Annotated in this window: 18 protein-coding genes and 2 tRNA genes; 10 read left to right on the top strand and 10 right to left on the bottom strand. The window is 67.3% G+C overall.

What is annotated here, in order from left to right; all coding sequences use genetic code 11:
• Positions 1-12: 12 nt before the first annotated feature.
• Both E3O18_RS03450 and E3O18_RS03445 read left to right on the top strand, forming a co-directional pair.
• Positions 13-2,928 carry a UPF0182 family protein gene (locus E3O18_RS03450; protein ID WP_174720141.1) on the top strand — a complete coding sequence of 972 codons (2,916 nt, stop codon included), beginning with the start codon at positions 13-15 and terminating at the stop codon, positions 2,926-2,928.
• Between the two features lie 165 nt (positions 2,929-3,093).
• Positions 3,094-3,170, top strand: a tRNA-Met gene (locus E3O18_RS03445).
• 180 nt (positions 3,171-3,350) lie between these two features.
• On the opposite strand, the gene E3O18_RS03440 is transcribed toward E3O18_RS03445, so the two are convergent.
• Positions 3,351-3,764, bottom strand: coding sequence for a galactose oxidase early set domain-containing protein (locus E3O18_RS03440; RefSeq protein ID WP_166784873.1), 414 nt, complete (start codon positions 3,762-3,764; stop codon positions 3,351-3,353).
• Positions 3,754-4,503: a kelch repeat-containing protein gene (locus E3O18_RS03435; protein WP_134417464.1), complete on the bottom strand. Its 750-nt coding sequence runs from the start codon at positions 4,501-4,503 to the stop codon at positions 3,754-3,756. Before E3O18_RS03435 ends, E3O18_RS03440 begins: the two co-directional genes overlap by 11 nt.
• 31 nt (positions 4,504-4,534) lie before the next feature.
• Here E3O18_RS03435 and E3O18_RS03430 point away from each other — a divergent pair, with 31 nt between their 5' ends.
• The 7 genes from E3O18_RS03430 to E3O18_RS03400 all read left to right on the top strand — a co-directional run bounded on the left by E3O18_RS03430 (position 4,535) and on the right by E3O18_RS03400 (position 10,683).
• On the top strand, positions 4,535-5,053 hold the full coding sequence (locus E3O18_RS03430) for a hypothetical protein (protein WP_134417462.1): 519 nt from the start codon (positions 4,535-4,537) through the stop codon (positions 5,051-5,053).
• A 152-nt stretch (positions 5,054-5,205) separates the two neighbouring features.
• Positions 5,206-5,282: transfer RNA gene (locus E3O18_RS03425), tRNA-Met, on the top strand.
• Positions 5,283-5,497: 215 nt separating this feature from the next.
• Positions 5,498-6,460, top strand: coding sequence for a sugar ABC transporter substrate-binding protein (locus tag E3O18_RS03420; protein ID WP_134396346.1), 963 nt, complete (start codon positions 5,498-5,500; stop codon positions 6,458-6,460).
• Positions 6,457-7,497 carry an ABC transporter permease gene (locus E3O18_RS16270; RefSeq protein WP_134396345.1) on the top strand — a complete coding sequence of 347 codons (1,041 nt, stop codon included), beginning with the start codon at positions 6,457-6,459 and terminating at the stop codon, positions 7,495-7,497. Before E3O18_RS03420 ends, E3O18_RS16270 begins: the two co-directional genes overlap by 4 nt.
• Positions 7,494-8,303 (top strand): ATP-binding cassette domain-containing protein, encoded by an 810-nt coding sequence (locus tag E3O18_RS03410; protein WP_134417460.1) that lies wholly within the window; start codon positions 7,494-7,496, stop codon positions 8,301-8,303. The genes E3O18_RS16270 and E3O18_RS03410 overlap by 4 nt, the downstream gene beginning before the upstream one ends.
• Before the next feature lie 146 nt (positions 8,304-8,449).
• On the top strand, positions 8,450-9,802 hold the full coding sequence (locus E3O18_RS03405; RefSeq protein ID WP_134417458.1) for an HNH endonuclease signature motif containing protein: 1,353 nt from the start codon (positions 8,450-8,452) through the stop codon (positions 9,800-9,802).
• Between the two features lie 149 nt (positions 9,803-9,951).
• Entirely contained in the window at positions 9,952-10,683 is a 732-nt protein-coding gene (locus E3O18_RS03400) for a maleylpyruvate isomerase family mycothiol-dependent enzyme (RefSeq protein WP_134417456.1), read from the top strand.
• 105 nt (positions 10,684-10,788) lie between these two features.
• Here E3O18_RS03400 and adhE read toward each other — a convergent pair whose 3' ends face one another.
• The 8 genes from adhE to E3O18_RS03360 all read right to left on the bottom strand — a co-directional run bounded on the left by adhE (position 10,789) and on the right by E3O18_RS03360 (position 21,916).
• Positions 10,789-13,512: a bifunctional acetaldehyde-CoA/alcohol dehydrogenase gene (gene adhE / locus E3O18_RS03395; protein ID WP_134394292.1), complete on the bottom strand. Its 2,724-nt coding sequence runs from the start codon at positions 13,510-13,512 to the stop codon at positions 10,789-10,791.
• Positions 13,513-13,765: 253 nt separating this feature from the next.
• Positions 13,766-14,911: a cysteine desulfurase family protein gene (locus E3O18_RS03390; RefSeq protein WP_134417454.1), complete on the bottom strand. Its 1,146-nt coding sequence runs from the start codon at positions 14,909-14,911 to the stop codon at positions 13,766-13,768.
• Between the two features lie 11 nt (positions 14,912-14,922).
• Entirely contained in the window at positions 14,923-15,783 is an 861-nt protein-coding gene (gene nadC / locus E3O18_RS03385) for a carboxylating nicotinate-nucleotide diphosphorylase (protein WP_134394290.1), read from the bottom strand.
• On the bottom strand, positions 15,777-17,417 hold the full coding sequence (gene nadB, locus E3O18_RS03380; RefSeq protein WP_134394289.1) for an L-aspartate oxidase: 1,641 nt from the start codon (positions 17,415-17,417) through the stop codon (positions 15,777-15,779). Before nadB ends, nadC begins: the two co-directional genes overlap by 7 nt.
• Before the next feature lie 2 nt (positions 17,418-17,419).
• A complete protein-coding gene (gene nadA / locus E3O18_RS03375) occupies positions 17,420-18,730 on the bottom strand; it encodes a quinolinate synthase NadA (protein WP_134417452.1) in 1,311 nt (436 codons plus the stop codon).
• 82 nt (positions 18,731-18,812) lie between these two features.
• On the bottom strand, positions 18,813-19,505 hold the full coding sequence (locus E3O18_RS03370) for an NUDIX domain-containing protein (RefSeq protein ID WP_134394287.1): 693 nt from the start codon (positions 19,503-19,505) through the stop codon (positions 18,813-18,815).
• A 115-nt stretch (positions 19,506-19,620) separates the two neighbouring features.
• Positions 19,621-20,376: a polyprenol monophosphomannose synthase gene (locus E3O18_RS03365; RefSeq protein ID WP_134394286.1), complete on the bottom strand. Its 756-nt coding sequence runs from the start codon at positions 20,374-20,376 to the stop codon at positions 19,621-19,623.
• Positions 20,377-20,380: 4 nt separating this feature from the next.
• The gene (locus E3O18_RS03360; protein ID WP_134394285.1) at positions 20,381-21,916 is read right to left on the bottom strand and encodes a glycosyltransferase family 39 protein; all 1,536 of its coding nucleotides are present in this window, start codon (positions 21,914-21,916) and stop codon (positions 20,381-20,383) included.
• A 111-nt stretch (positions 21,917-22,027) separates the two neighbouring features.
• On the opposite strand from E3O18_RS03360, the gene E3O18_RS03355 reads away from it, so the two are divergent.
• Entirely contained in the window at positions 22,028-22,882 is an 855-nt protein-coding gene (locus tag E3O18_RS03355) for a carbon-nitrogen hydrolase family protein (RefSeq protein ID WP_134394284.1), read from the top strand.
• Positions 22,883-22,895 lie beyond the last annotated feature (13 nt).

Below are 22,895 nucleotides of genomic sequence, written 5' to 3'. Positions count from 1 at the left end.
AGAGGCCAATTCGTGACGTCACAACAAGCCCGTAGCGCTCCAGCGCCACAGCGCAGCCGTGCTCCCCTTGCCATTACGGCAGCGATTATCGCGGGGCTGGTGATCATCTTCTTTGTTTTCGCCGGGCTCTATGCCGACGTTCTCTGGTTCGACCAGTTGGGCTTCCTCACCGTGCTGACCACGCAGTGGTTCGCCGGTGCCGTGCTGTTTCTGATCGGGTTTGTAGCGATGGCGGTCCCCGTCTGGGCGAGCATCCAGATCGCGTACCGCTCGCGGCCGGTCTATGCGAAGCTGAATTCGCAACTCGACCGCTACCAGCAGGTCATCGAGCCGCTGCGCCGCCTCGCCATGTACGGCATCCCGGCTCTGCTCGGTCTGTTCGCCGGCGTCGCCGCGGCCACCCGCTGGCAGGTCGTACTGATGTGGCTGAACCGCACGGACACCGGCCGAGTCGACCCCCAATTCAAACTGGACATCTCGTTCTATCTGTTCGATCTCCCCTTCCTCCACTCCGTGCTCGGGTTCGCGTCGGCCGTGGTGCTCATCTCGGCCCTCGTCGCCGCGGCTACGAGCTACCTGTATGGCTCGATCAGGGTGAGTGGGCGCGAGGTCATCGTTTCCAAGGCCGCCCGCATCCAGATTGCCATCACGGCAGCCCTCTACCTGATGCTGCAGGCCGTCAGCATCTGGCTCGACCAGTACTCCACGCTGACCAACACCAACGACATCATCACCGGCGCCGGCTACACCGACGTGAACGCCACGATCCCGGGCCGCGCCATCCTGGCCGGAATCGCCGCCGTCGTCGCTATCCTGTTCCTCCTCACGGCCTTCATCGGCCGCTGGCGCCTGCCCATTGTCGGCACCGCGCTGTTGATCGTCAGCAGCCTCCTGCTCGGTTCGCTGTACCCGTGGGTCGTGCAGCGCTTCCAGGTGGTGCCGAGCGCCAAGACGCTCGAAGAACCCTATATTCAGCGCAACATCGACCTCACCCGCGACGCCTACGACCTGGCGGATGTGGAGGAGATTCCGTACAACGCGAGCACGACGGCCGAGCCCGGCGCCCTGCGCGCCGACGCTGAGACGACCGCTAACATCCGTATTCTCGACCCTGCTCTGGTCAGCGACGCGTTCTCCCAGCTCGAGCAGTTCAAGCAGTATTATCAGTTCCCGCAGAACCTCGACGTCGACCGGTACACGATTGACGGCAAGTCCCAGGACACAGTGGTCACCGTGCGCGACCTCAACCTGACCGGCTTGAACGCCGGGAACACCTGGGTCAACTCGACCGTGGTCTACACGCACGGCTACGGCGTCGTGGCGGCCTACGGCAACCAGCGCTCGGCCGACGGCCAGCCTGTGTTCCTCGAGTCCGGCATCCCGACCACCGGGTCACTGCCCGACTATGAGCCGCGGATTTACTTCGGCGAGACGTCGGCGCCGTATTCCATCGTGGGCGCGCCGAAGGACAGCAAGCCGGTCGAGCTCGACTACCCGTCGGGAACGGATGGCGCGCAGCAGACCTATACGACCTTCGACGGCGACGGCGGGCCGAAGCTCGACAGCGCATTCAGCAAGCTGATCTACGCGCTCAAGTTCCAGTCGGAGCAGATCTTCCTGGCCAACGCCGTGAACGAGAAGTCTCAGATCCTCTATGACCGCGACCCGGTCACCCGGGTGCAGAAGGTGGCTCCGTACCTCACCCTCGACTCCGACGCCTACCCGTCGATCGTCGACGGCAAGGTCAAGTGGATCGTTGACGGTTACACCACCTCGGCCGACTACCCGTACTCCACCTCCGTGGGCCTGAGCGACGCGATCGCCGACACTGAAACGCCCCCGCAGCCATTCGCGCTCGACAACATCAACTACATGCGAAACTCGGTCAAGGCCACGGTCGACGCCTATGACGGCAAGGTCACCCTCTACGCCTGGGACGACGAGGATCCGCTGCTCAAGACGTGGCAGAAGATCTTCCCGACGACCGTCAAGCCGATGTCCGAGATGAGTGGCGATTTGATGAGCCACGTGCGCTACCCGGCGGACCTGTTCAAGGTGCAGCGCCGGGTTCTGGGCAAGTACCACGTCACCGACCCGGGTTCCTTCTACTCGGTCGACGACGCCTGGACCACGCCGAACGACCCGGTGTCACCGTCGACGAACACGACCCTGCAGCCGCCCTACTACCTGACCATGCAGGTACCGGGCCAGGAGAAGCCGGCCTTTTCGCTCTACTCGACCTTCATCCCGGATGCGAGCGGCGCGACCAGCCGTAACGTGCTGACCGGCTACCTGGCGGTAGACGCGGATGCCGGATCGACCGACGGGAAGCGGGCTGAAGGCTACGGCAAGCTGCGCCTGCTCAACCTGCCGAAGGATGTGACCGTGCCCGGCCCCGGCCAGGTGCAGGCGAAGTTCAACGCCGACCCGACCGTGTCTACCCAGTTGAACCTGCTCAAGCAGGGCCAATCGAAGGTGCTCAACGGAAACCTGCTCACCGTGCCTGTGGGTGGCGGCCTGCTCTACGTGCAGCCGGTTTACGTGCAGTCCACGGGTGAGACCAGCTACCCGCTGCTGCAGAAGGTGCTCGTCGCCTTCGGAGACCAGATCGCGTTCGAGGACACGCTGGACAAGGCGCTTGACGTGCTCTTCGGCGGCGACTCCGGCGCCAGCGCCGGCGACACCGATGTGCCGCCGTCCGAGACGCCCGTGGAGGGGGAGGCCCCTGCCGAGGGTGGAACCACTCCGTCCACGTCGACCGGTGACCCGGCGACGGATGCTCAGCTGAAGTCGCTCCTCGCCGTGGCCAAGCTGGCCGTCACCGAGAAGCAGGCGGCCCTGACGACCGGTGACTTCACCGCCTACGGGGTAGCCGACAAGAAGCTGAACGACGCGATCGCCGAAATGCTGGTGCTGCTCGACCAGTAGCGAGTCGTTCGCCGCTTCATCCGCTGCGCGGGTGCTGCGCCGTTTCGCCGGGGGCACGCCTCCCGCGGAACGGCGCAGCACCCGCGTTCCGTGTGCAGGGATGGCCGGTTCCGCAGCCCGTGTGGTCGGACCGGTCCGCAGGCTGTGGTAAATTTGATCTTGTAGCGCGGGGTGGAGCAGTTCGGTAGCTCGCTGGGCTCATAACCCAGAGGTCGTAGGTTCAAATCCTGCCCCCGCAACCAAGTGCGCTTCAGGCAATGCCACGGTGATTCTCATCACATGTACAGAGGGACCGGTTCAGCAGAAATGCTGCACCGGTCCTTCTGCTTTAACTCGGGGGTCCAGTACATGTCCGGACTTTTGAGTGAAAGTGTCGGAAAGGTCATCACCCCGACTCCACATTCCTCACGGCCGTAGTTCGACTACCCGATCCGGATCGTCTGGGCGACGCTCGGCACCCCATTCGCGTCCAGGGAGAACGGGAGATAATGCCCGGGAACCACGACTCCCGGATCGGACGGAATGGTCAGGGATGCGGTATTGCCGGTCACGCCGGTGGGCGTGAGCGGGATGCGACGCTGGTCAGTGTTGATCGAGTGGGTGACCGTGCTCATGCGGATGAGGGAGAAGACTGGTGTGGGCCCAGACGTCGTTACCGGGATGGTGGAACCCCGCGCCGCAGTGGTAGGCGCCGTGGTGATCGATGGACGAGGACGGGCCGTACCGTCGGCGTTGAGCAGGTAGGGCGGCGTGAATACCTGCCCGTCCGGATGGTTGGTCGTGCAGGTGCCGCAGAGGCCGCCACCGCCGACGTAGACCCGGGCATCAGGCAGCAATAGCCCCACGCTGTGATATGTGCGCGGCACAGTCATCGGCGCGAGCGCGGTGAACTTGCCGGTCGCCATACGCCTGACCGCCCAATGCCAGAACCTGTCCGTCGGGCAGCACGACGGAGTTCAAGAAAGCCCGTCGCGCCGCCATGTCGCCGGTTCGCGTCACCGTGACACCATTGTTGATGTCGATTGCATGGGCCCGCGCGGTGGCGTCACTGTCCTGGTACGCGGGCGAGCCACCGAGGGTGAGTATTTTGCCGACGTCGTACATGACCGCATTTCCGTTCATCGCGTCGCCACTGTCGGCCCGGAGACCAAGATCCTGAACAGCGCTGGTGCTGCTGGTCGTGTACATGTTCATCCGACGGCTCGGGCCGGCATGGAACACCTTCCCGTCGGCCACCGCGAACAGCCATGCGTGGTTGTCGGATCGGAACACCCCTTGCGGGTCGTTCGTCAGGATCGGTGCGACAGGCGCGTTGGCCAGCCCGCGCCACCCGGCGCCAGTCGACCAGATGTCACCATTCTTGCCGCCCTGGCCGCCCGCCCAGGAGCCGCCGAGAAGGAATACCTGCCCATTGGAAAGCGTGACGTTCGACTGATAGGCGCGCGGGATGTCCATGGGTGTGGCGGCTGACCACGTGTTGTTCGCCGGGTTGTAGATCGTCGACGAGGCGGCGTTGCTCCCCCCGCTGATCAGGATCCTGCCGTCCGGGAGGATCGACACCCCGGGGCAGAACATGTCGGGCCCCGTATTCGCGACAGTAAGCGGGGTGACCACGCCGGTGTTCAGATCGAGGATGGCGGTCTGGGTGTTGCCGTTGGCCCCGCCGAAGGTCGTGTTGGAGTACGAGGATCAGGTGAGCACTGTGTTGCCGGGCAAGAGGGCTGCCGCCGCGGGAACCAGCGGGAAACCGATCGTCGCACCCCAGCTTCCTTTCGATGCCGTGGGGGTCGGAGCGGGCGGCGGCGCTGAGAGGGAGCGACCGATCACGTTCAGCTCCGCCGCCGTGGTCCACTGTCCGCGATTGCCGGGGCGTACCAGCGATGATCACCGTGAACACGACGGCGAGAAGCCGGGCAGCGGTCGGGTTGCGGCGCATGCGGAATACCTCGTTGGGTACTGGGGGAAGGTGCAGGCAGTGTCGATAGAACCCCAGATCCACCGTCAGTGGGAGGGTGTGAGGGAGTGCAATTCGACGAACTTCGACATCCCCGGCACAGCGTCGCGCGCGGTCGCCCAGGACGTCCGGAATCAGTTTCCGGACTTGTCGCCGAAGCCTTCGGCATAAGCGGCGGTGTCGGACCGGGCTTCTGTGCGAACCGTCAAAGGTGAATCTCCCCCTATCGAAAGCGGATTCAGGAGTACACAGAGTGTGGCCACCACCTCTGAGATCGACCATGCGTTTCACAACCCAAGGCTGTGGTAAGTTTGTTCTTGCAACGCGGGGTGGAGCAGTTCGGTAGCTCGCTGGGCTCATAACCCAGAGGTCGTAGGTTCAAATCCTGCCCCCGCAACCATCAGCCCCCGGAACCACACGGTTCCGGGGGCTTTCTTGTGTCTGGCACACGTGGCTGTGCGCCGAACGAATCGTCAAGGAGGAGTCACTCATGCCACTGGTTCGAATCGAACTGAATCGAGCGGGGCCCCAGTCCAGTAAGTTCGATATGCATCAGGTCACCGGCGAACCCTCGCTGTTTCAGGCCGCCGCACGACAGTCGGGAACAGTTCAGACATGAAGCTCAAGATCAGCCTGCTGGCCGTTTTCGGTGTCGCGTCGCTGGTGCTGACGGGGTGCACCGCCACGGAAACGGATGCCGACGGTGGAGCGGCGGGGGAGCCTGTCACCATCGCCGTGGTCACCCACGGCACCGCAGGCGATTCCTTCTGGGACGTCGTCAAGAGCGGCGCCGAGCAGGCAGGCACGGACCTCGGAGCCACGGTCACGTATCAGGGCGACGGCGACCCGGTCAAGCAGAGCCAGCTGATCGAAGCGGCCATCGCGGCCCAGCCCGACGGGCTCATCATCTCGATGGCGAACCCCGACGGCGTGAAGAGCGCCGTCGAGAAAGCCGTTGCCGCCGGCATCCCGGTGATCACCATCAACTCGGGCCTGGAGAAGTCCGTCGAATTCGGCGCCCAGACCCACGTCGGCCAGAGCGAGTTCATCGCGGGCCAGGGAGCCGGCGAACAACTGGCCGCCGCCGACGTGACCAACGTGATCTGCATCATCCACGAGGCCGGCAACTCGGGGCTCGAAGAACGCTGCACGGGTGCCGCCGACACGGTCGGCGCGGACGTCAGCAACGTGCAGGTCGACGTCGCCAACCTCGCGGATGCCCAGAACACCATCAAGAGCAAACTCCTGGCCGACCCGTCCATCGACGCCGTCCTCACCCTGCAGACCGGGGTCGCCGTTGCCGCGAGCCAGGCCATCGACGAGGTGAAAAGCCCAGCCACGCTGGCCACATTCGACGTGTCGGCCGACGTGACCCGGCTCATCCAGGGCGGCAAGATACTGTTCGCGGTCGACCAGCAGCCCTACTCCCAGGGCTACCTGCCCGTGACCTTCCTCACCCTGCAGAAGCGCAACGGCGACGTCGTCGGCGGCGGGCTGCCGGTCTATTCGGGCCCGGGCTTCGTGACGAAGGACAACGCGGCCCAGGTCGCGAAGTTCGCGGAGAACGGCACGAGATGACCGTCGCTGTGGGCGCGGGGATCGATGAACGGCCGGGGAGGGTGCATCCGCTGCTCACCCTGCTGCGCAGGCCCGAAGTCGGCGCACTCGTGGCGGCCCTCGCGATCTTCCTCTTCTTCTCGCTCTCCACGCAAGCGTTCCTGACCCCCGCGGGCATCTCCACCTGGCTCTACTCGGCCTCCCTGTTCGGCATCATGGCCGTGGCCGTCGCCCTGCTCATGATCGGCGGGGAGTTCGATCTCTCGGCGGGCGCGATGACGGGCACCACGGGGCTCATCGTCGGCGTGGTCACCACTCAGTGGGACCTGAACATCTGGCTCGCCCTCGTGCTGGCCCTCGTGGTGGCGCTCGTGATCGGTGCCGGCAACGCCTGGGTCGTCATGAAGACCGGCCTGCCGAGCTTCATCGTGACCCTCGCAGCCTTCTTCATCCTGCAGGGCTGCAACCTGGCGTTGACGAAACTCATCACGGGCAGCGTCGCCATTCAGGGGATGGGGGCGGTGCCCGGGTTCGACCAAGTCAAGGTCTTCTTCGGCTCCTCGTTCCCGTTTCTGGGCATGGACGTCAAGATCTCGATCGTCTGGTGGATCGCGCTCACCGCAATGGCCACCTGGGTGTTGCTCCGCACCCGGCCCGGCAACTGGATCTTCGCCGTCGGTGGCCAGGTCACGAGCTCTCGGCAGGTCGGCGTTCCCGTGTTCAAGGTCAAGCTCGGGCTGTTCATGACCACGGCCGGTGCCGGCTGGCTCGTCGGCATGCTTCAGCTCTTCGACGTGTCGACCGTGCAGGCCACGACCGGGGTCGGCCAGGAATTCATCTACATCATCTGTGCCGTCGTGGGCGGATGCCTGCTCACCGGCGGCTACGGATCGGCGATCGGCGCGGCCCTCGGAGCCCTGATCTACGGGATGACCCTGCAGGGCATCGTGTTCGCCCAGTGGGACAACAACTGGCTCAAGGCCTTTCTCGGCGGGATGCTGCTGCTCGCCGTGTTGGTCAACCTGCTCGTTCGCCGCCAGTCCGGGGTGCGCGCATGACGCCGGCCCCGATCCGGCCAGAGCCGATCCGTCCGGAGCCGATCCTCGAGGTGCGCAACATCGGGAAGTCCTACGGTTCCGTGCGGGCGTTGGCGGGCGTGTCGGCATCCGTCGGCGCCGGGGAAGTGCTCTGCGTGCTGGGCGACAACGGCGCGGGCAAGTCAACGTTCATCAAGATCCTCTCCGGTGCCCACCAGCACTCGGAGGGAACCCTGCGCGTCTTCGGGGTGGAGCGCCGATTCGCGCATCCGCGGGAGGCGCTCTCCTTCGGCATCGCCACCGTTTACCAGGACCTGGCCGTGGTGCCGTTGATGCCGGTGTGGCGCAACTTCTTCCTCGGTTCCGAGCTCACCCGCGGCAGAGGCCCGCTCCGGCGCCTCGATGTCACCGGCATGCGGGCCACGACCAAACACGAGCTCGCCCGGATGGGCATCAACCTGCGCGACGTGGACCAGCCGATCGGAACGCTTTCCGGCGGGGAACGGCAAGCCGTCGCCATCGCACGCGCCGTACATTTCGGGGCGAAGGTCGTCATTCTCGACGAGCCCACGTCGGCCCTGGGAGTCAAGCAGGCCGGGGTGGTGCTCTCGTACATCGCCCGGGCCAGGGACCGCGGGCTCGGCGTCGTCTTCATCACGCACAATCCGCACCACGCCTATCCGGTCGGCGACCGCTTCCTGCTACTGCAGCGCGGCACCAGCATGGGCGATTTCGCCAAGAGTGAGATCACGATCGTAGAGATGACCGCGCTGATGGCCGGAGGGGCCGAACTTGAGGCGCTGGCCCACGAACTGGAGCGTGCGTAGGGCCTGAGATGGCCGCCCCGTCGCCACGCGGGCGGCGGAAGAGCACGGACTTATTCGTCTATATATACAAAACAAGTTCTCAATATATGTGAGCAACTCTCAACTTCAAGTTCTAGTCAGGGTAGAATTACCCCGTAACCAACCTCCTGGAGTATCCCGAAGCGGATGCCGCGCCCGGCCCGTCCGCGGCGGTCGAGGTCCTCGGCCGGCGGGTCTACGCGCTGCGGGTGGCGGTGGCGGGCGAGGTCGCGGACCGGTGCCGGCCCGAGCACGGCACCGGGCAGCTCTCGGCGAAGCGGGGCTGCCGCACCGCTGGAGAACTACTCGAGCGCCTGACGCTCGTCTCCGGGCCGACCGCGGGGCGACGGATGCGGTTGGGCAGGCAGCTGCGCACCGGCCGTTCCCTGGGTGGCGAACCGCTGCCGCCCACCTTCCTCGCCACGGCCATCGGCCTGGCCACCGGGGCGATCGGCGTCGACACGGCCGACGCGATCCTCACCGCGTTGACGCCGACACTGCGGTGCACCGACCTGGACTCGGTACAGGCCGCGGAGAGCGAGCTGGTCGCCTCGGCCACCGGCACCTGCTCCGAAACCCCGGTGCCGGCGTCGGCGGATGAGATCCGGTTGCAGGGTGCGGTCTGGAGGGCCGTGCTCGCGCCCGACGGGTCCCGGCCCGACGACCACGCCCTGATGGTGCGCGGGATCCGGCTCGGCCGCGAACGCGACGGCATCGTGCCGGTCTCGGGGGCGTTGATGCCCGAGATCGCGGGCAGGCTCCGCCGCCTCTTCGACGCGTACCTGTCGCCGAAGAGCGCCCCGGTCGCCTTCCACACCGCGGAAGAAGCCGACGCCGAGCGGGAGCAGGCGCCGCTCGAACGCGACGACCGCACGCCCGACCAGCGGCGCCACGACGTGCTCGCCGTGATCCTCGACATTGACTCCCGGGCCGGGGAGGCCCCGACCATCGACGGCGCCCCGGCCACGGTCCTGGTCAGTGTGCGGGAACAGGACCTGAACGCAGACTACAGTCAGGGCCGCGGCGTCGGCTGGATCGACGGCGTCGACACCCCGATCTCGATCAGCGCCGTCACAGACCTGATCAGCACCGGCGGACAACAGAAAGTCGTCATCACCGACGAGGGCCGCATCATCGCCCTCGGCTCACCCGAACGGTGCTTCACCGCCGCGCAACGCCGGACGATCCAACTCCGCGACGGCGCCTGCATCATCCCGGGCTGCAAAATCCCGGCCGGGATGGCCGAGATCCACCACGCGATCCCGCACTCCGAGAGCGGACCGACGCACACCGACAACGGGGTGCTGCTCTGCTGGTGGCACCACCGCTACCTCGCCGCCTCCGGCTGGAACATCCGCATGCTGCACGGCGCCGCGCAGATCATGGCACCACCCTGGCTCGAGACCGGGCCCCGCACCCGGCGAAACGCCACCACATCGCGCACCCGGATGACCGACGCGGCCGAACGGAAGAACGGATAGGGAGTCTCTCGTCTCCGCTCCCTGGTCCCGGACTCGGTCCCGGTCCGGTCCCGGTCCCGACAGGCTCGACCAGCGTCGCGGGAACGTTGGGGAGGGTGGGCCGCCGGGTAGCGTAGGGACTATACGCGTTGACCCGAGAAAGGGGCATCATGAACGCACCCCACGACCCGTTTGAGCTTTCTGCACTCCGGCTGACGCTAGATCTCGCCCGGCGGGGCACGGAATTCTTTGGCCGCGGACTGCAGGGGCTCACGGACGATGAACTCGACGGGGACTCTCTGCTGCCGGGCTGGACCCGGCGCCAGGTCGTCGCACACGTCGCGTCCAACGCCCGCGCGATCGGACGGCTGGCGCAGTGGGCCGACACCGGAGCCGAGACGGTGATGTATGCCTCGATGGAGGCGCGGAATGCGGAGATCACCGCCGGCAGCATCCTCAGTTCCGACGCGCTCCGTGAATCCTGGGCGGACTCGGCCACCGACCTGGACCGCCGCTGGCTGGCGCTGGCGGACGACCGCTGGGTCGTTCCGGTCAGGAACGGGCAGGGTGCCATGGTGCCGCTGCGAGACACGGTCTGGATGCGCACCCGCGAACTCTGGATCCACGCCGTCGACCTCAACCACGGTGCCGGCTTCCGGGACCTGCCGGAGGAGGTTCTCGACCGGCTTCTCGGCGAGATTGTCGGTGCCTGGGCCTCCCGGGGTGACACGGGCCGCCGGCTCACCGCGACGGATTCGACGCACACAGGCTACGGCGATCCGGATGCCCTCGACCAGGTCACGGGGTCGCTCGCCGACTTGGCCGCCTGGGCCGCCGGCCGTGCCCGCTCGGGCGTTACGTCCGATGCGGGGGAGACCCCCGTGGCAGCGCGCTGGCTCTGACCAGGCTGCGATCAGGCCCGCTCCTGCCACAGGGTGGGCCGTCCACGAGAACGGCCCCGCACCAAAAGGTGCGGGGCCGTTCCTCAGTCAATCAGGCGGTGACGGTTATTTGCCTGCCTTGCGGGCCGACTTCTTCTCTTCGGCCGGTGCCACTGCTTCGACGGCCGCGCGGCCGGCGCGGACCTCGTTGAAAGAGGTGCCGTAGTACGCGGCCTCCATGATGGTGCGCATGTCATCGAGCATCGGCATGCGCGGGTTGGCCGGTGCGCACTGGTCGCCGTAAGCACCCATGGCCAGGCTGTCGAGGCGGCTGATGAAGTCCTCCTCCGGCACACCCTGCGCCTGGAAGGACGGCTTGATGCCGGCCAGGTCGCGCAGCTTCTCCACGGCCAGGGCGTAGGACTCGACGCCCTCCGCCGGGGTCGACGCCGGGAGGCCGAGGTGCTTCGCGATCTGCTGGAAGCGCTCCGGGGCGATGTAGCTCTCGTACTTGGGCCAGCTGGTGAGCTTGGTGGGGATGAGGCCGTTGTAACGGATCACGTGCGGCAGGTAGGTCGCGTTGACCCGGCCGTGGATCAGGTGGAGCTGGGCGCCGGTGACGTGAGCCATCGCGTGACAGATACCCAGGAACGCGTTGCCGAACGCCATGCCGGCGATCGACGAGGCGTTGTGCATCTTCTCGCGGGCCTTGATGACCTCACCGTCGGTGCTGGCGGTGGTGCCGTTGACGCTGGTCACGATGTTCTCGAAGATCAGCTTGATCGCGTGCAGGCAGAGGCCGTCGGTGAAGTCGTTCGCGTACACGGACACGTAGGCCTCGGTGGCGTGCGTGAGAGCGTCGAAACCCGAGTCAGCAACCAGGAACGACGGCATCATGGCCGTGAGCACGGGGTCGATGATCGCGACGGTCGGCAGGAGCGCGTAGTCCGCGAGCGGGTACTTGACTCCGGTGACTTCGTCGGTGATCACGGCGAACGGGGTCATTTCCGAACCGGTACCCGAAGTGGTCGGGATACAGACGAGCTTGGCCAGTTCGCCGAGGTCGGGGAACTTGAACGCGCGCTTGCGCACGTCGAAGAACTTTTCCTTCATGTCGGAGAATTCGATTTCGGGGTGTTCGTACAGCAGCCACATCACCTTCGCGGCGTCCATCGGCGAGCCGCCGCCGAGGGCGATGATGGTGTCAGGCTTGAAGGCCCGCATTTCGGCGGCACCCTTCTCGACCGCTGAGACGGTCGGTTCGGGCAGCACGTTGTCGATGATCTGCAGTGCGACGCGGCCCTCGCGCCGGTTCAGGATGTCAAGGATCTTGTCGACGAAACCGAGGCGGGTCATGGTCGAGTCGGTCACGATCGTGACGCGTTCGACGTTGCGCATATCCGCCAGGTAACGGATGGCGTTCGGCTCGAAGTACGTCTTGGCGGGGACCTTGAACCACTGCAAGTTGTTGTTCCTTCTGCCGATGCGCTTGACGTTGATGAGGTTGATCGCGGAGACGTTGTTCGAGACGGAGTTGTGTCCGTACGAGCCACAGCCAAGCGTCAACGACGGGATGAACGCGTTGTAGATGTCACCGATACCACCGAGCGAGCTGGGGGCGTTGGTGATGATCCGGACCGCCTTGACGCGGGTTCCGAACTCTTCGATGATGGCCGGGTTTTCGCTGTGGATGGAGCCCGAGTGGCCGAGGCCGTCGAATTCAACCATCTGCTCGGAGAGCGAAATGCCCTCTTCAGCGTCCTTGGCGTGCAGCACGGCGAGAACGGGTGCCAGTTTTTCGCGGGTCATCGGCTCGTGCGGTCCCACTCCGGCGACCTCGACCAGGATGATCGATGTGTCGGCCGGGATGGTGAATCCGGCCTGCTGGGCGATCCAGACCGGCGACTTTCCGACGACGGCGGCGTTGAGCTTGGCCTCGCCACAGTTGGTCGAGTTGGCCTGGACTCCGAAGATGTAGTCCTCGAGGAGGAGCTTCTCGGCCGGGGTGACCAGGTAGGTGTGCAGGATCTTGAACTCGGCCATGGCTTCTGCGTAGAGCGGCTCTTCGATGATGACGGCCTGCTCCGACGCGCAGATCATGCCGTAGTCGAAGGACTTGGAGAGCACGACGTCGTTGATGGCACGCTTGAGCTTGGCGCTCTTCTCGATGAAGGCGGGAACGTTGCCCGCGCCGACGCCGAGGGCCGGCTTGCCGCAGGAGTACGCGGCCCGGACCATGGCGTTGCCACCGGTGGCGAGGATGGTTGCGACGCCCGGGTGGTTCATCAGCAGGCTGGTGGCCTCGAGGGACGGCGTTTCAACCCACTGGATGCAGTTTGCCGGTGCACCGGCGAGGATGGCGGCGTCGCGCACGACGCGCGCTGCGGCCACGGAGGACTGCTGGGCGCCCGGGTGGAAACCGAAAACGATCGGGTTGCGGGTCTTCAGCGCGATGAGCGACTTGAAGATCGCGGTCGAGGTGGGGTTCGTAACGGGGGTCACACCGCAAATCACGCCGACCGGCTCAGCGATTTCAGTAATGCCAGTAATGTCGTCTCGGCTGATAACGCCGACGGTCTTAAGGTTTTGCATCGAGTTCGTAACGTGCTCGCATGCGAAAAGATTTTTAACGGCCTTGTCTTCGAATACGCCACGGCCGGTTTCGGCTACGGCGTGAACGGCAAGTTCGGCGTGTTTGCTGAGAGCAGCCACCGAGGCTTTCTTAACGATGTGGTCGATTTGTTCCTGCGTGAAGTTCGCGTAATCCAGAAGCGCGACCTGAGCGGCTTTAACCAGGGAGTCAATTTGAGTGGCAAGTGACTCGGTGACTGGTTTGTCGATTATTGTCATTGTGTCCCTTTTTGGCGGCCCACCTTGGGCTTATCGCCTCTTACCTATAACCTTAGGGCGCTGGCCAGACGGCTGCACGTCAAGGGACGCCCACTCAGCGGTCCAGGGGCCGGTCGCCATCAGCAGATTGGCTGATCGGCAGCATCTTCGCTGCGAGAAACGGAACCTTTGGAAATTGTCTGACAACTCGCAGTCTGATCGGTTCTTACGCGCGCGTGCACGCGCGCGAAGCGGCGCCTGAAGCCGCTGCCGGTCAGCCTCGGCCGAGACCGCGGACGGCGCCCACGGCGGCTTGAACGGATGCGGCCGCTTCAGATGCATCCGCAGCTGTGGTCGTCGATGCCAGCGTGAACCGCACGGCGGTCTGGGCGACCTCAGCCCGGATGCCCAGAGCGGTCAGCACATGGGACGGCTCGTCGCTGCCGGCCGCGCAGGCCGAACCGCTCGAGCAGACGATGCCGCGCTGTTCCAGTTCGAGCAACACCGCCTCGCCGCTCGTGCCCGGGAAGACGAACGAGGCGGTGCCCGGCAGACGCTCCGTCGGGTGGCCGGTGAGGCAGGCCGACGGTGTTCCGCTCAGAACCGTGGTGATGAAGGCATCCCGCAGCGCGGTGATACGGGGCGCTGCCTCCGCGCGTTCCGCCTCGGCGAGGCGCAGTGCGGTCGCCAGTGCCAGTGCCCCGGGCACGTTCTCCGTTCCGCTGCGGCGCCCGCGCTCCTGACCGCCGCCGTGCAGCACCGGTTCGACCGCGATGCGGCGGCGTAGGAAAAGCACCCCGATGCCGGGAGGTGCGCCGAGTTTGTGGCCCGACAGGCTCAGGGCATCGACACCGAGAGCGCCCACGTCGACCGAAAGCCAGCCGGCCGCCTGCACGGCGTCGGTGTGGAGCGGAACGCGGGCGTCCTGGGCGATGGCCGATAGTTCCGCGAGCCGCTGAACGGTGCCGACCTCGTTGTTGGCGTACTGCACCGAGACGAGGGTGGTGTCCGGGCGGATCACGGTGCGGAGCTGTTCCGGATCCACCCGGCCGGAGGCATCCGGGTCCAGGAGCGTCACTTCGAAGCCGTGCAGGCGGCGCAGATAGTCGCAGGATTCGAGTACCGCCTCGTGCTCGATCGGCGTCGTGATGAGGTGTCGGCCGCGCGGGGCGCCCAGAGCGATGCCCTTGATCGCGAGGTTGTCGGACTCGGTGCCGCCGGTCGTGAACACCACGTCGGCCGACCGGCAGCCGAGCACGCCCGCGACCATGGCCCGCGCCTCGGCGAGCGCGGCGGCCGCGGCCTCGCCCACTCGGTGGTGGCTCGACGGGTTGCCGAACCGGCCCGCGAGCTGCTGCCAGAGCACCTCGAGAACTTCCCGTCGCACCGGGGTGGTCGCGGCGTTGTCGAGATAGATCATGGCCGGACCGCTCAGCCCTCGGTGAGGATGACGACGTCGAGGCCGAGGTCGAGGGAGCGCACGCTGTGCGTGATGGCCCCGACCGAGATGATGTCGACACCGGTCTCGGCGATGCCGCGCACGGTCAGCAGAGTGACGCCGCCGCTGGCCTCCACGCGTGCTCGGCCGCCCGTGAGGCGTACGCCCTCGCGCAGGTCGTCGGGGCTGAAATTGTCGAGCATGATCGTGTCGACACCGGCGGCAAGCACAAGCTCGATTTGGTCGATTCGGTCGACCTCCACCTCAAGGTGCGTGGTGTGTGAGATGCGGTCGCGCACCTGCCGGAGCGCCTCGGCGAGGTTCAGGCCGCCCGCGGTGAGCACGGCCAGGTGGTTGTCCTTGGCCATGACCGCGTCGGAGAGGCTGAACCGGTGGTTGTGGCCGCCGCCGTCGCGCACCGCGGCACGTTCCAGCACACGCAGGCCCGGGGTGGTCTTGCGGGTGTCGACGATGCGCGCGCGGGTACCGGCCGTCTCGGCCACGTAGAGCGCTGTCAGCGTGGCGATCCCGCTCATGCGCTGCACAAAGTTCAAGCCGATGCGCTCGGCCTGCAGAATGCCGCGGGCGGACCCCGACACTTCCGCCAGGGTGTCACCGGCGTCGAAGACGGTGCCGTCGGCCACGAGCATCCGAACGACGATTCGCGGGTCGGTCAGTCGGAAGGCCGCCGCGAACACGGCACCACCGCTGAAGACGCCGGATTCCCGGGCGACCAGCTGCGCGGTTGCGGCGGCGTCGGCGGGGATCAGCACCTGCGAGGTGAGGTCGCCCCAGGGGGCGTCCTCCTCGAGCGCGGCGCGCACGACGGTGTCGATGGCGTTCATGGTCAGCATGCGATGGCCTCCTCGGCCTCAGTGGGGTGGTCCAGATTCAGGGTGCTCCGCATATCGTCGGCTGTGTCCAGGGCTGTGCCGCGGGTCCAGGCGACGGTGCGGGCGAGCTCGGGCCGGCCGTCGGGGTAGTCGGAGCGGTGATGTGCGCCGCGCGATTCCTCCCGAGCCAGGGCGGAAGCAACGGTGACCCGAGCCAGGTCGAGCAGGTTGGCGTCTTCATATGCCCGAACCCGCATATCAAGTGACGTTGTTTCGTCCGGTCCCGTCGGACGGGTGGCCCAGCCGGTCAGGGTGACGGATGCCTCGGCGAGCTTCTCCCCGCTCCGCAGCACTCCCGCGCACTCCCACATCAGCTGCTGCACGGCGTCACGGTCGACGCCGGCAGGTAACCTCCCAGTGGTCGAGCCTGTCACGACCGAAACCCCCGCCGAGACCCGAACCGGCAGGCGCAGCGCGCGCACGGCCCGGTCGGCGAACACGGCCGCTTCGAGCAGAGAGTTGGAGGCCAACCGGTTGGCCCCGTGGGCGCCGGTGCGGGCTACTTCTCCCACGGCGAACAGGCCGGGCAGGCTGGTGCGGCCCCAGATATCGGTGAGCACCCCGCCCATCCAGTAGTGCGCCGCCGGGGCGACCGGGATCGATTCGACGGCCCAGTCCAGGCCGGCAGCGCGGCAGGCCGCGGTGATGGTCGGAAAGCGTCGCTCGAGCAGTTCACGGCCGAGACCGGTGGCGTCCAGTCGCACCGGTTCGCCGCCCTGCCCGGTCATTTCCCGGGCGATGCCTCTGGCCACGATGTCGCGCGGGGCGAGTTCCGCATCGGGGTGCACGTCGAGCATGAAGCGGTGGCCCGACGCATTCCGCAGCACGGCGCCTTCCCCGCGCACCGCCTCGGAGACCAACGGGGTACCGGGAACCGCGAGTGCGGTGGGGTGGAACTGGTAGAACTCGAGGTCGGCGACGGATGCCCCCGCGCGCCACGCGGCGGCCACGCCGTCGCCCGTCGCCAGAGCCGGGTTCGTCGTGTGCGGGAAGAGCTCGCCTGCACCGCCGGTCGCCAGGATCACCGTGTCGGCGGGGATCGTGCGGAGTGCTTCGTCGGGCCCGAGGAGGACAACCCCGGTCACGCGTCCGTCCTGCACGGTCAGATCAACCAGCATTGTGTGTTCCTGCACGCGTAGGCGGGCGCCAACGCCCCGCAGCGAGCGGGCGGCCCGTTCACGCACCGTCGCCACGAGGGCAGCCTCGATGGCTGCGCCCGTGGCATCACCGCCGGAGTGCAGCACCCGCGAGCGGGAGTGGGCAGCCTCCAGTCCACGGGTCACTCCGGACTCGTCGCGGTCGAAGTCCACACCGAACCGGATCAGGTCCCGCACCCGAGCCGGTCCCTCGGAACAGAGCACGCGCACTGCGACCGGGTCGCAGAGTCCGGCACCGGCGCGCAGGGTGTCCTGCACGTGTGACTCGACCGAGTCGTCGGGGAACATGGCCGCGGCGATCCCGCCCTGGGCCCAGCGGGTGTTGCTGTCGGGCAGGGCCGCTTTCGTGACGAGGGTGACCTGGTGGCCGGCATCCGTCGCACGCACCGCGGCGATGAGTCCGGCCAGCCCACTGCCGACGACGAGCACGCGGGTCACGGTCAGGCCCCGATGGAGACGGGCGGCTTGGCGGAAAGCATCCGTTCGAGGGCGACGCGGGCGTTGCCGGCAACCTCGCCCGGTACCTGGATGCGATTGAGCACCTCGGGCGCGCGGTCCGCGGTGCCGACCAGAGCTTCGAGCACCCAGGCCAGGTAGCCCGAGTGGATGCGGTACATGGTGGAGCAGGGGCAGACCACCGGGTCGAGGCAGAAGATGGTGTGCTCGGGGTGCTGTGCGGCGAGACGCTGCACCAGGTTGATCTCGGTGCCGACGGCGAACGTGGACCCGGCCGGGGCTGCCTCGATGGCCTTCTTGATGAAGTCGGTCGAGCCGGAGGAATCGGCGGCGTCGACGACGCCCATCGGGCACTCCGGGTGCACGACGACGCGCACGTCCGGGTGCGACTGGCGGGCCGCGGTGATCTGGTCCACCGTGAAGCGCTTATGCACGCTGCAGAACCCGTGCCAGAGCACGACCTGGGCGGTCTCGAGCTCCTCAGCCGTGTTGCCGCCGAGGGCCTTGCGCGGGTTCCACATCGGCATTCGCTCGAGGGGCACCCCCATCGCCTTGGCGGTGTTGCGGCCGAGGTGCTGGTCGGGGAAGAAGAGAACGCGGCGGCCGCGGGCGAAGGCCCACTCGAGCACGGTCTCGGCGTTGGAGGAGGTGCAGACGATGCCGCCGTGCTCGCCGCAGAACGCCTTCAGCGCAGCCGAGGAATTCATGTAGGTGACCGGGATCACGGGCACGCGGCCGTCGACGCCCTGCTCGGTGCCGTAGATGTCCTCGAGCTGCTCCCAGCAGTCGGTGACGGAGTCGATATCGGCCATATCGGCCATCGAGCAGCCGGCGGCGAGGTTGGGCAGGATGACCGCCTGCTCCGGCGTGGAGAGCAAGTCGGCGGTTTCGGCCATGAAGTGCACGCCGCAGAAGACGATCGCCTCGGCATCCGGGCGGCTTTTGGTGGCCTGCGCCAGCTGGAAGGAGTCGCCCACGAAGTCAGCGTGCTGCAAGACCTCGTCGCGCTGGTAGAAGTGCCCGAGAATCACGACCCGGTCGCCGAGCGTGGCCTTGGCGGCACGGATGCGATCGCCGAGTTCCGCCGCCGACGCGCGACGGTAGACCTCGGGCAGCTCACCCTGCCGCGGTGACCCGGTGGGGATGACATCGCCCATCGACGACCCCGGGCCGTAGCCCGGCGTGCCGGAATCAAACTCCCACGGAGCGGTGAGCAGGTCGGGGCTGCACGTGCTGCCGGCGGCCGCTCCCGTGCTGATGAGCCGAATGGTCTGGTCGACCGATGCGTTGGTCATGCGGTTACTCCTTGATATTCACACAAAGCGATAGTCAGACAAGCGGTGGCCAGCAGGAGGGTGCTGGGAGGAAGAGTCATGCTCAGCCGATGGCCGGCTCGAGTGCACCCGGAGCGGTGGCATGAACGGAATCGTTGTAGCGGTAGAGGCGGGGCGGCCGATGCGGTACGCCGGCCACGCGCTGGCCGGTGTCAACCACGGTGCCTGACCCCTCGATCGTGCGGCGGAAGTTGGCCGGGTCAAGGGCCTTCTGCAGCACGGCCTCATGCACCTCGCGCAGCTGCGCGAGCGTGAAGGTCTCGCCCAGGAACGCGTGCGCGATGCGGGAGTACTCCACCTTGGTGCGCAGGCGCCAGAGTGCGTATTCCACGATGAGGTTGTGGTCGAAGGCGAGCGGCGACAGGTGGTCGGCCGGAAACCACCGCACGTTCTCGTCCTCCACGGCCAGCGCCGCCTCACCGGACTCGACGAGCGCCCAGTAGACCACCGAGACGACCCGGCCGCCGGGGGAACGCCCCGGATCCCCGAAGGTGTAGAGCTGCTCGAGGTACTTGGGGGTCAGGCCTGTGGTCTCGCGCAGGGCGCGCGCGGCTGCGCCGGCCAGGCGCTCATCGGCCGGCAGGCCGCCGCCGGGCAATGCCCACTGGCCGAGGTAGGGTTCCCGGGTGCGGCGCACAAGCGGCAGCCACAGGGTCGAGTGGCCGGATTCCGGATCCGGCCGCAGGGCGAAGATGACCGTCGACACGGCGAGGGCCGCCTCAAGTTGGGTGTTCATTCGCGCATCCACTGCCATTCACCAAGTAAAGGTCATTGTGACTCTAACTGAATGGACTCATCTTATAGTCACTCTGACCAGAAGTCACGCCCTGTGGTGCGGCGCGCGGGTCCGGTCAGCGGGCACGCGGCAGTGATGTCGGTGTTGACGCGGCAACGCGGCGAGCGTTCCTGCCGGTGAGACCCCAGATCGTGACACGGGCCATCGCCTCGGCCACGATCGCGGCACTCATCTTCGAGGAACCGACGGTGCGCTCCACGAACGTGATCGGCTTCTCGACGACGCTGAGCCCGGCCCGAACCGCATGCAGCAGCATGTCGATCTGGAAGCAGTAGCCCAGGCTCTCGACGCCGGAGAGGTCCATTCGCCGGAGGGCATGCGCCGTGAAGACGCGGTAACCGCCGGTGACGTCTCGCTGGGGCAGCCGGAGCAGTACACGCGAGTAGACCGATCCGCCCCGCGACAGCAGGCGCCGGTGCCACGGCCAGTTCCGCACCATTCCGCCCGGGACCCAGCGGGAGCCCAGCACCACATCCGCCGTCTCCGCTGCCTCGAGCAGGGTCGTCAGTTGCTCTGGCAGGTGCGATCCGTCGGCGTCGAGCTGCACCAGTCGGTCGTAGCCGCGGGAGAGCCCCCAGGCGAAGGCCTCGAGATAGGCGGCTCCGAGGCCGCTCTTCCGGGAGCGGTGCAGGGCGTGCACCTGGGAATCGGTGGCGGCCAGCGCGTCAGCCAACCGCCCCGTGCCGTCCGGAGAGGAATCATCGACGACCAGAACGTCGGCCGCCGGCACGCTCGCGCGCACCCGGGCCACGATCGACGCGATGTTGCCCTGCTCGTTGTAGGTCGGGATGATGATCAGAGTCCGAGCCATGGGGCTACCTTGTCATTTCGATGATCTGCGTGCGGTTCAGCATGGTCGACTCGGCGACCGTGAACCCGAGTTGTTGCAGGGTGCGGATGTTGTCCCCCCGCCTATTCTCACCGCTGGCCTGGTTCTGCAGCACCCAGACCCGGTTCGTGTCGGTGAGGCGGTCGGTCACCTGCTCCAGCGGCACAGCCACGTCCCACAGATCGTTGGTGGCGTCGAATGGCACCGCGAGGGTGACGTCCCGCAGGCCCTCGAACGCGGCCGGGTAGAGCCGCAAGGCGAGGCGGGGCTTGCGGGAGGGCCGCACGCTCTCGTCGAAAACGACCGCGTCTCCGGGCTGCGCGCCGGCCCGCACGACCTCGGACGCCTGGCGCAGGTCACTGCCGTAGTTCTTGCCGAACTCGCCGCGCTGGTCGAGATAGGTGGGCAGCATGAGAGCCGTGATCAGGCCCAGCGCGGCGGCCCGCGGCCAGAGCGGCCGGAGGCAGGCGATCCCCATGGCGATGGCGATCGCCGCCGCCGGCGTGCCCACCGACAGGTACCGCAGCGAGTACATCGGCGTGACGAGGTGCGTGCCGATCAGGAGCGCTGCGCTCGGCACGATCAGCCAGGCAAGCATGACCGCCAGAGAGGCCCTGGTCGCTGTTGGTGCGGCCCGCCGCCCGCGCACGGCGAAGACCATCACGACCGCCAGCAGGATCAGACCCCACGCCAGAACGGCCAGCGGTACGTTGCCGAACCACTGGTGCACTGCGGCGGTGAGCACGGCGATCGGCGGGCGGCGCCCGATGAAGGCGATCTGATCGCGCTGCTGGAGGCTGGCCGCCATCACGGGGGCAGCCAGGGCGAGCCCGGAGGCCGTGGCCAGGGTCCAGGCGCGAATGGCCGCCCACCTGTCGCCCTCCGGCGATATCAGCAGCACGGCGAGGCCGAGCACCGGGATCAGCAGCAGCACAAAGAGGAAGAAATAGATTCCCAGGGCCAGCAACGCGGTGTAAGCCGCCCAGAGCGCGAAGCGGGTGGCGCGATCCTGAGAGCGGCTCCGTAGCAGGTGCACCAGTAGAACGGTCAGCCACACCACAACGGCCGTGGCGACGGCGGCCGAACGGGCTTCGGCGCCCATGTAGGTGACCCGGGGGAGAACCGCGAAAACGATGGCCGCGAGCACGCCGACCCGGTGGGAGAACAGGGTGCGTGCCAGCACGAAGGTGCCTGCCGTCGCGACGCCGACAAAGAGGGCGCTCAGCCCGCGAGTCGCCAGCTCGGAAGAGCCGAAGAGCCCGATCCAGACGTGCAGCAGCAGATAATAGGCGCCGTGCACCGCGTCGACGTTGTCCAGAAGTCGAAAGAGCTCCGGCAGGGAACGTTCCGCCGACATCACGCTGGCCGCCTCGTCACCCCAATACGAGGGGCGCCACGATCCGGCCACCGAGACGAGGAAGCCGAGCAGTCCGAGGAGCGCTGCCAGTCCTTCGGTTCGGCGCAGGGGCAGGGTCAGCGCCTCGGGGCGAACCAGGCGCGAGACCAGCGGAGGGGAAGACACGCATATACGTTAGGCCACCCCGCTGAACCCTGGAACCCAGGTCCGGTGCGAACCGAGGGGAACGGATGTCGCAACCCCGGCCGAGGCGTTACCGGCGGCTAGGCTGACGCCATGATCGATCCCTTCGAGACGTGCGATCCTGCTCCCGCTGCCTCCGGCGCTGCGGCTGCCCTGGGGGTTGCGGTGGCGCAGTTCGCCCCCGGCCGCGAGCCGGCCGTGAATCTTGCCGCCATGCGTACCCTCGCCGAGACGGCCGTCGGCCGCGGGGCCCGGCTGGTCGTCTTCCCCGAGTACTCCTCTTTCTTCGAACCGGTCCTGGGGCCCTCCTTCGTCGCCGCGGCCGAACCCGTGGACGGCCCCTTCGTGGCCGCCCTCGCCGCGCTCGCGGCAGAACTCGGCGTTCATATCGTGGCCGGCATGCTGGAGGCCGCGGATGACCCGAGCCGCTTCTTCAACACCCTCGTTGCGGTGGGTCCGGCCGGCGAACTCGTTGCGAAGTACCGCAAGCTGCATCTCTACGACGCTTTCGGTGACCGTGAATCGGACTGGGTGCGGCCCGGAGCGGTGGAGGAACCCGAGACGTTCGAGGTGGTGGGACTGCGGGTGGGACTGCAGACCTGCTACGACATCCGTTTCCCGGAGGTGACGCGCCGCCTGGTCGACGCGGGGGCCGAACTGGTGCTGGTGCCCGCCGAGTGGGTGCGGGGACCGTTGAAGGAACAGCACTGGCGCACGCTGCTGACAGCGCGTGCCCTGGAGAACACGGTCTACGTGGCGGCCGCCGACCACGCCCCGCCGGTGGGCGTCGGCAACAGCATGGTGGTCGACCCGATGGGCGTGGAACTGGTCACCATCGGCGAGACAACGGATGTCGCCGTCGCCTGGGTGCTGTCGGAGCGCCTCACAGCCGTGCGCGCCCGCAATCCCTCGCTGGCCCTGCGCCGCTTCGCGGTCGTGCCCCGCTGAGCGTGAAGCCAGC

The sequence above is a fragment of the Cryobacterium sp. TMT2-42-4 genome (assembly GCF_004402645.1).
GTDB classification, from domain to species: Bacteria; Actinomycetota; Actinomycetes; order Actinomycetales; family Microbacteriaceae; genus Cryobacterium; species Cryobacterium sandaracinum.
The sequence above is the reverse complement of the archived record's forward strand: the minus strand, read 5'-3'. Positions and strand labels throughout refer to the sequence as shown.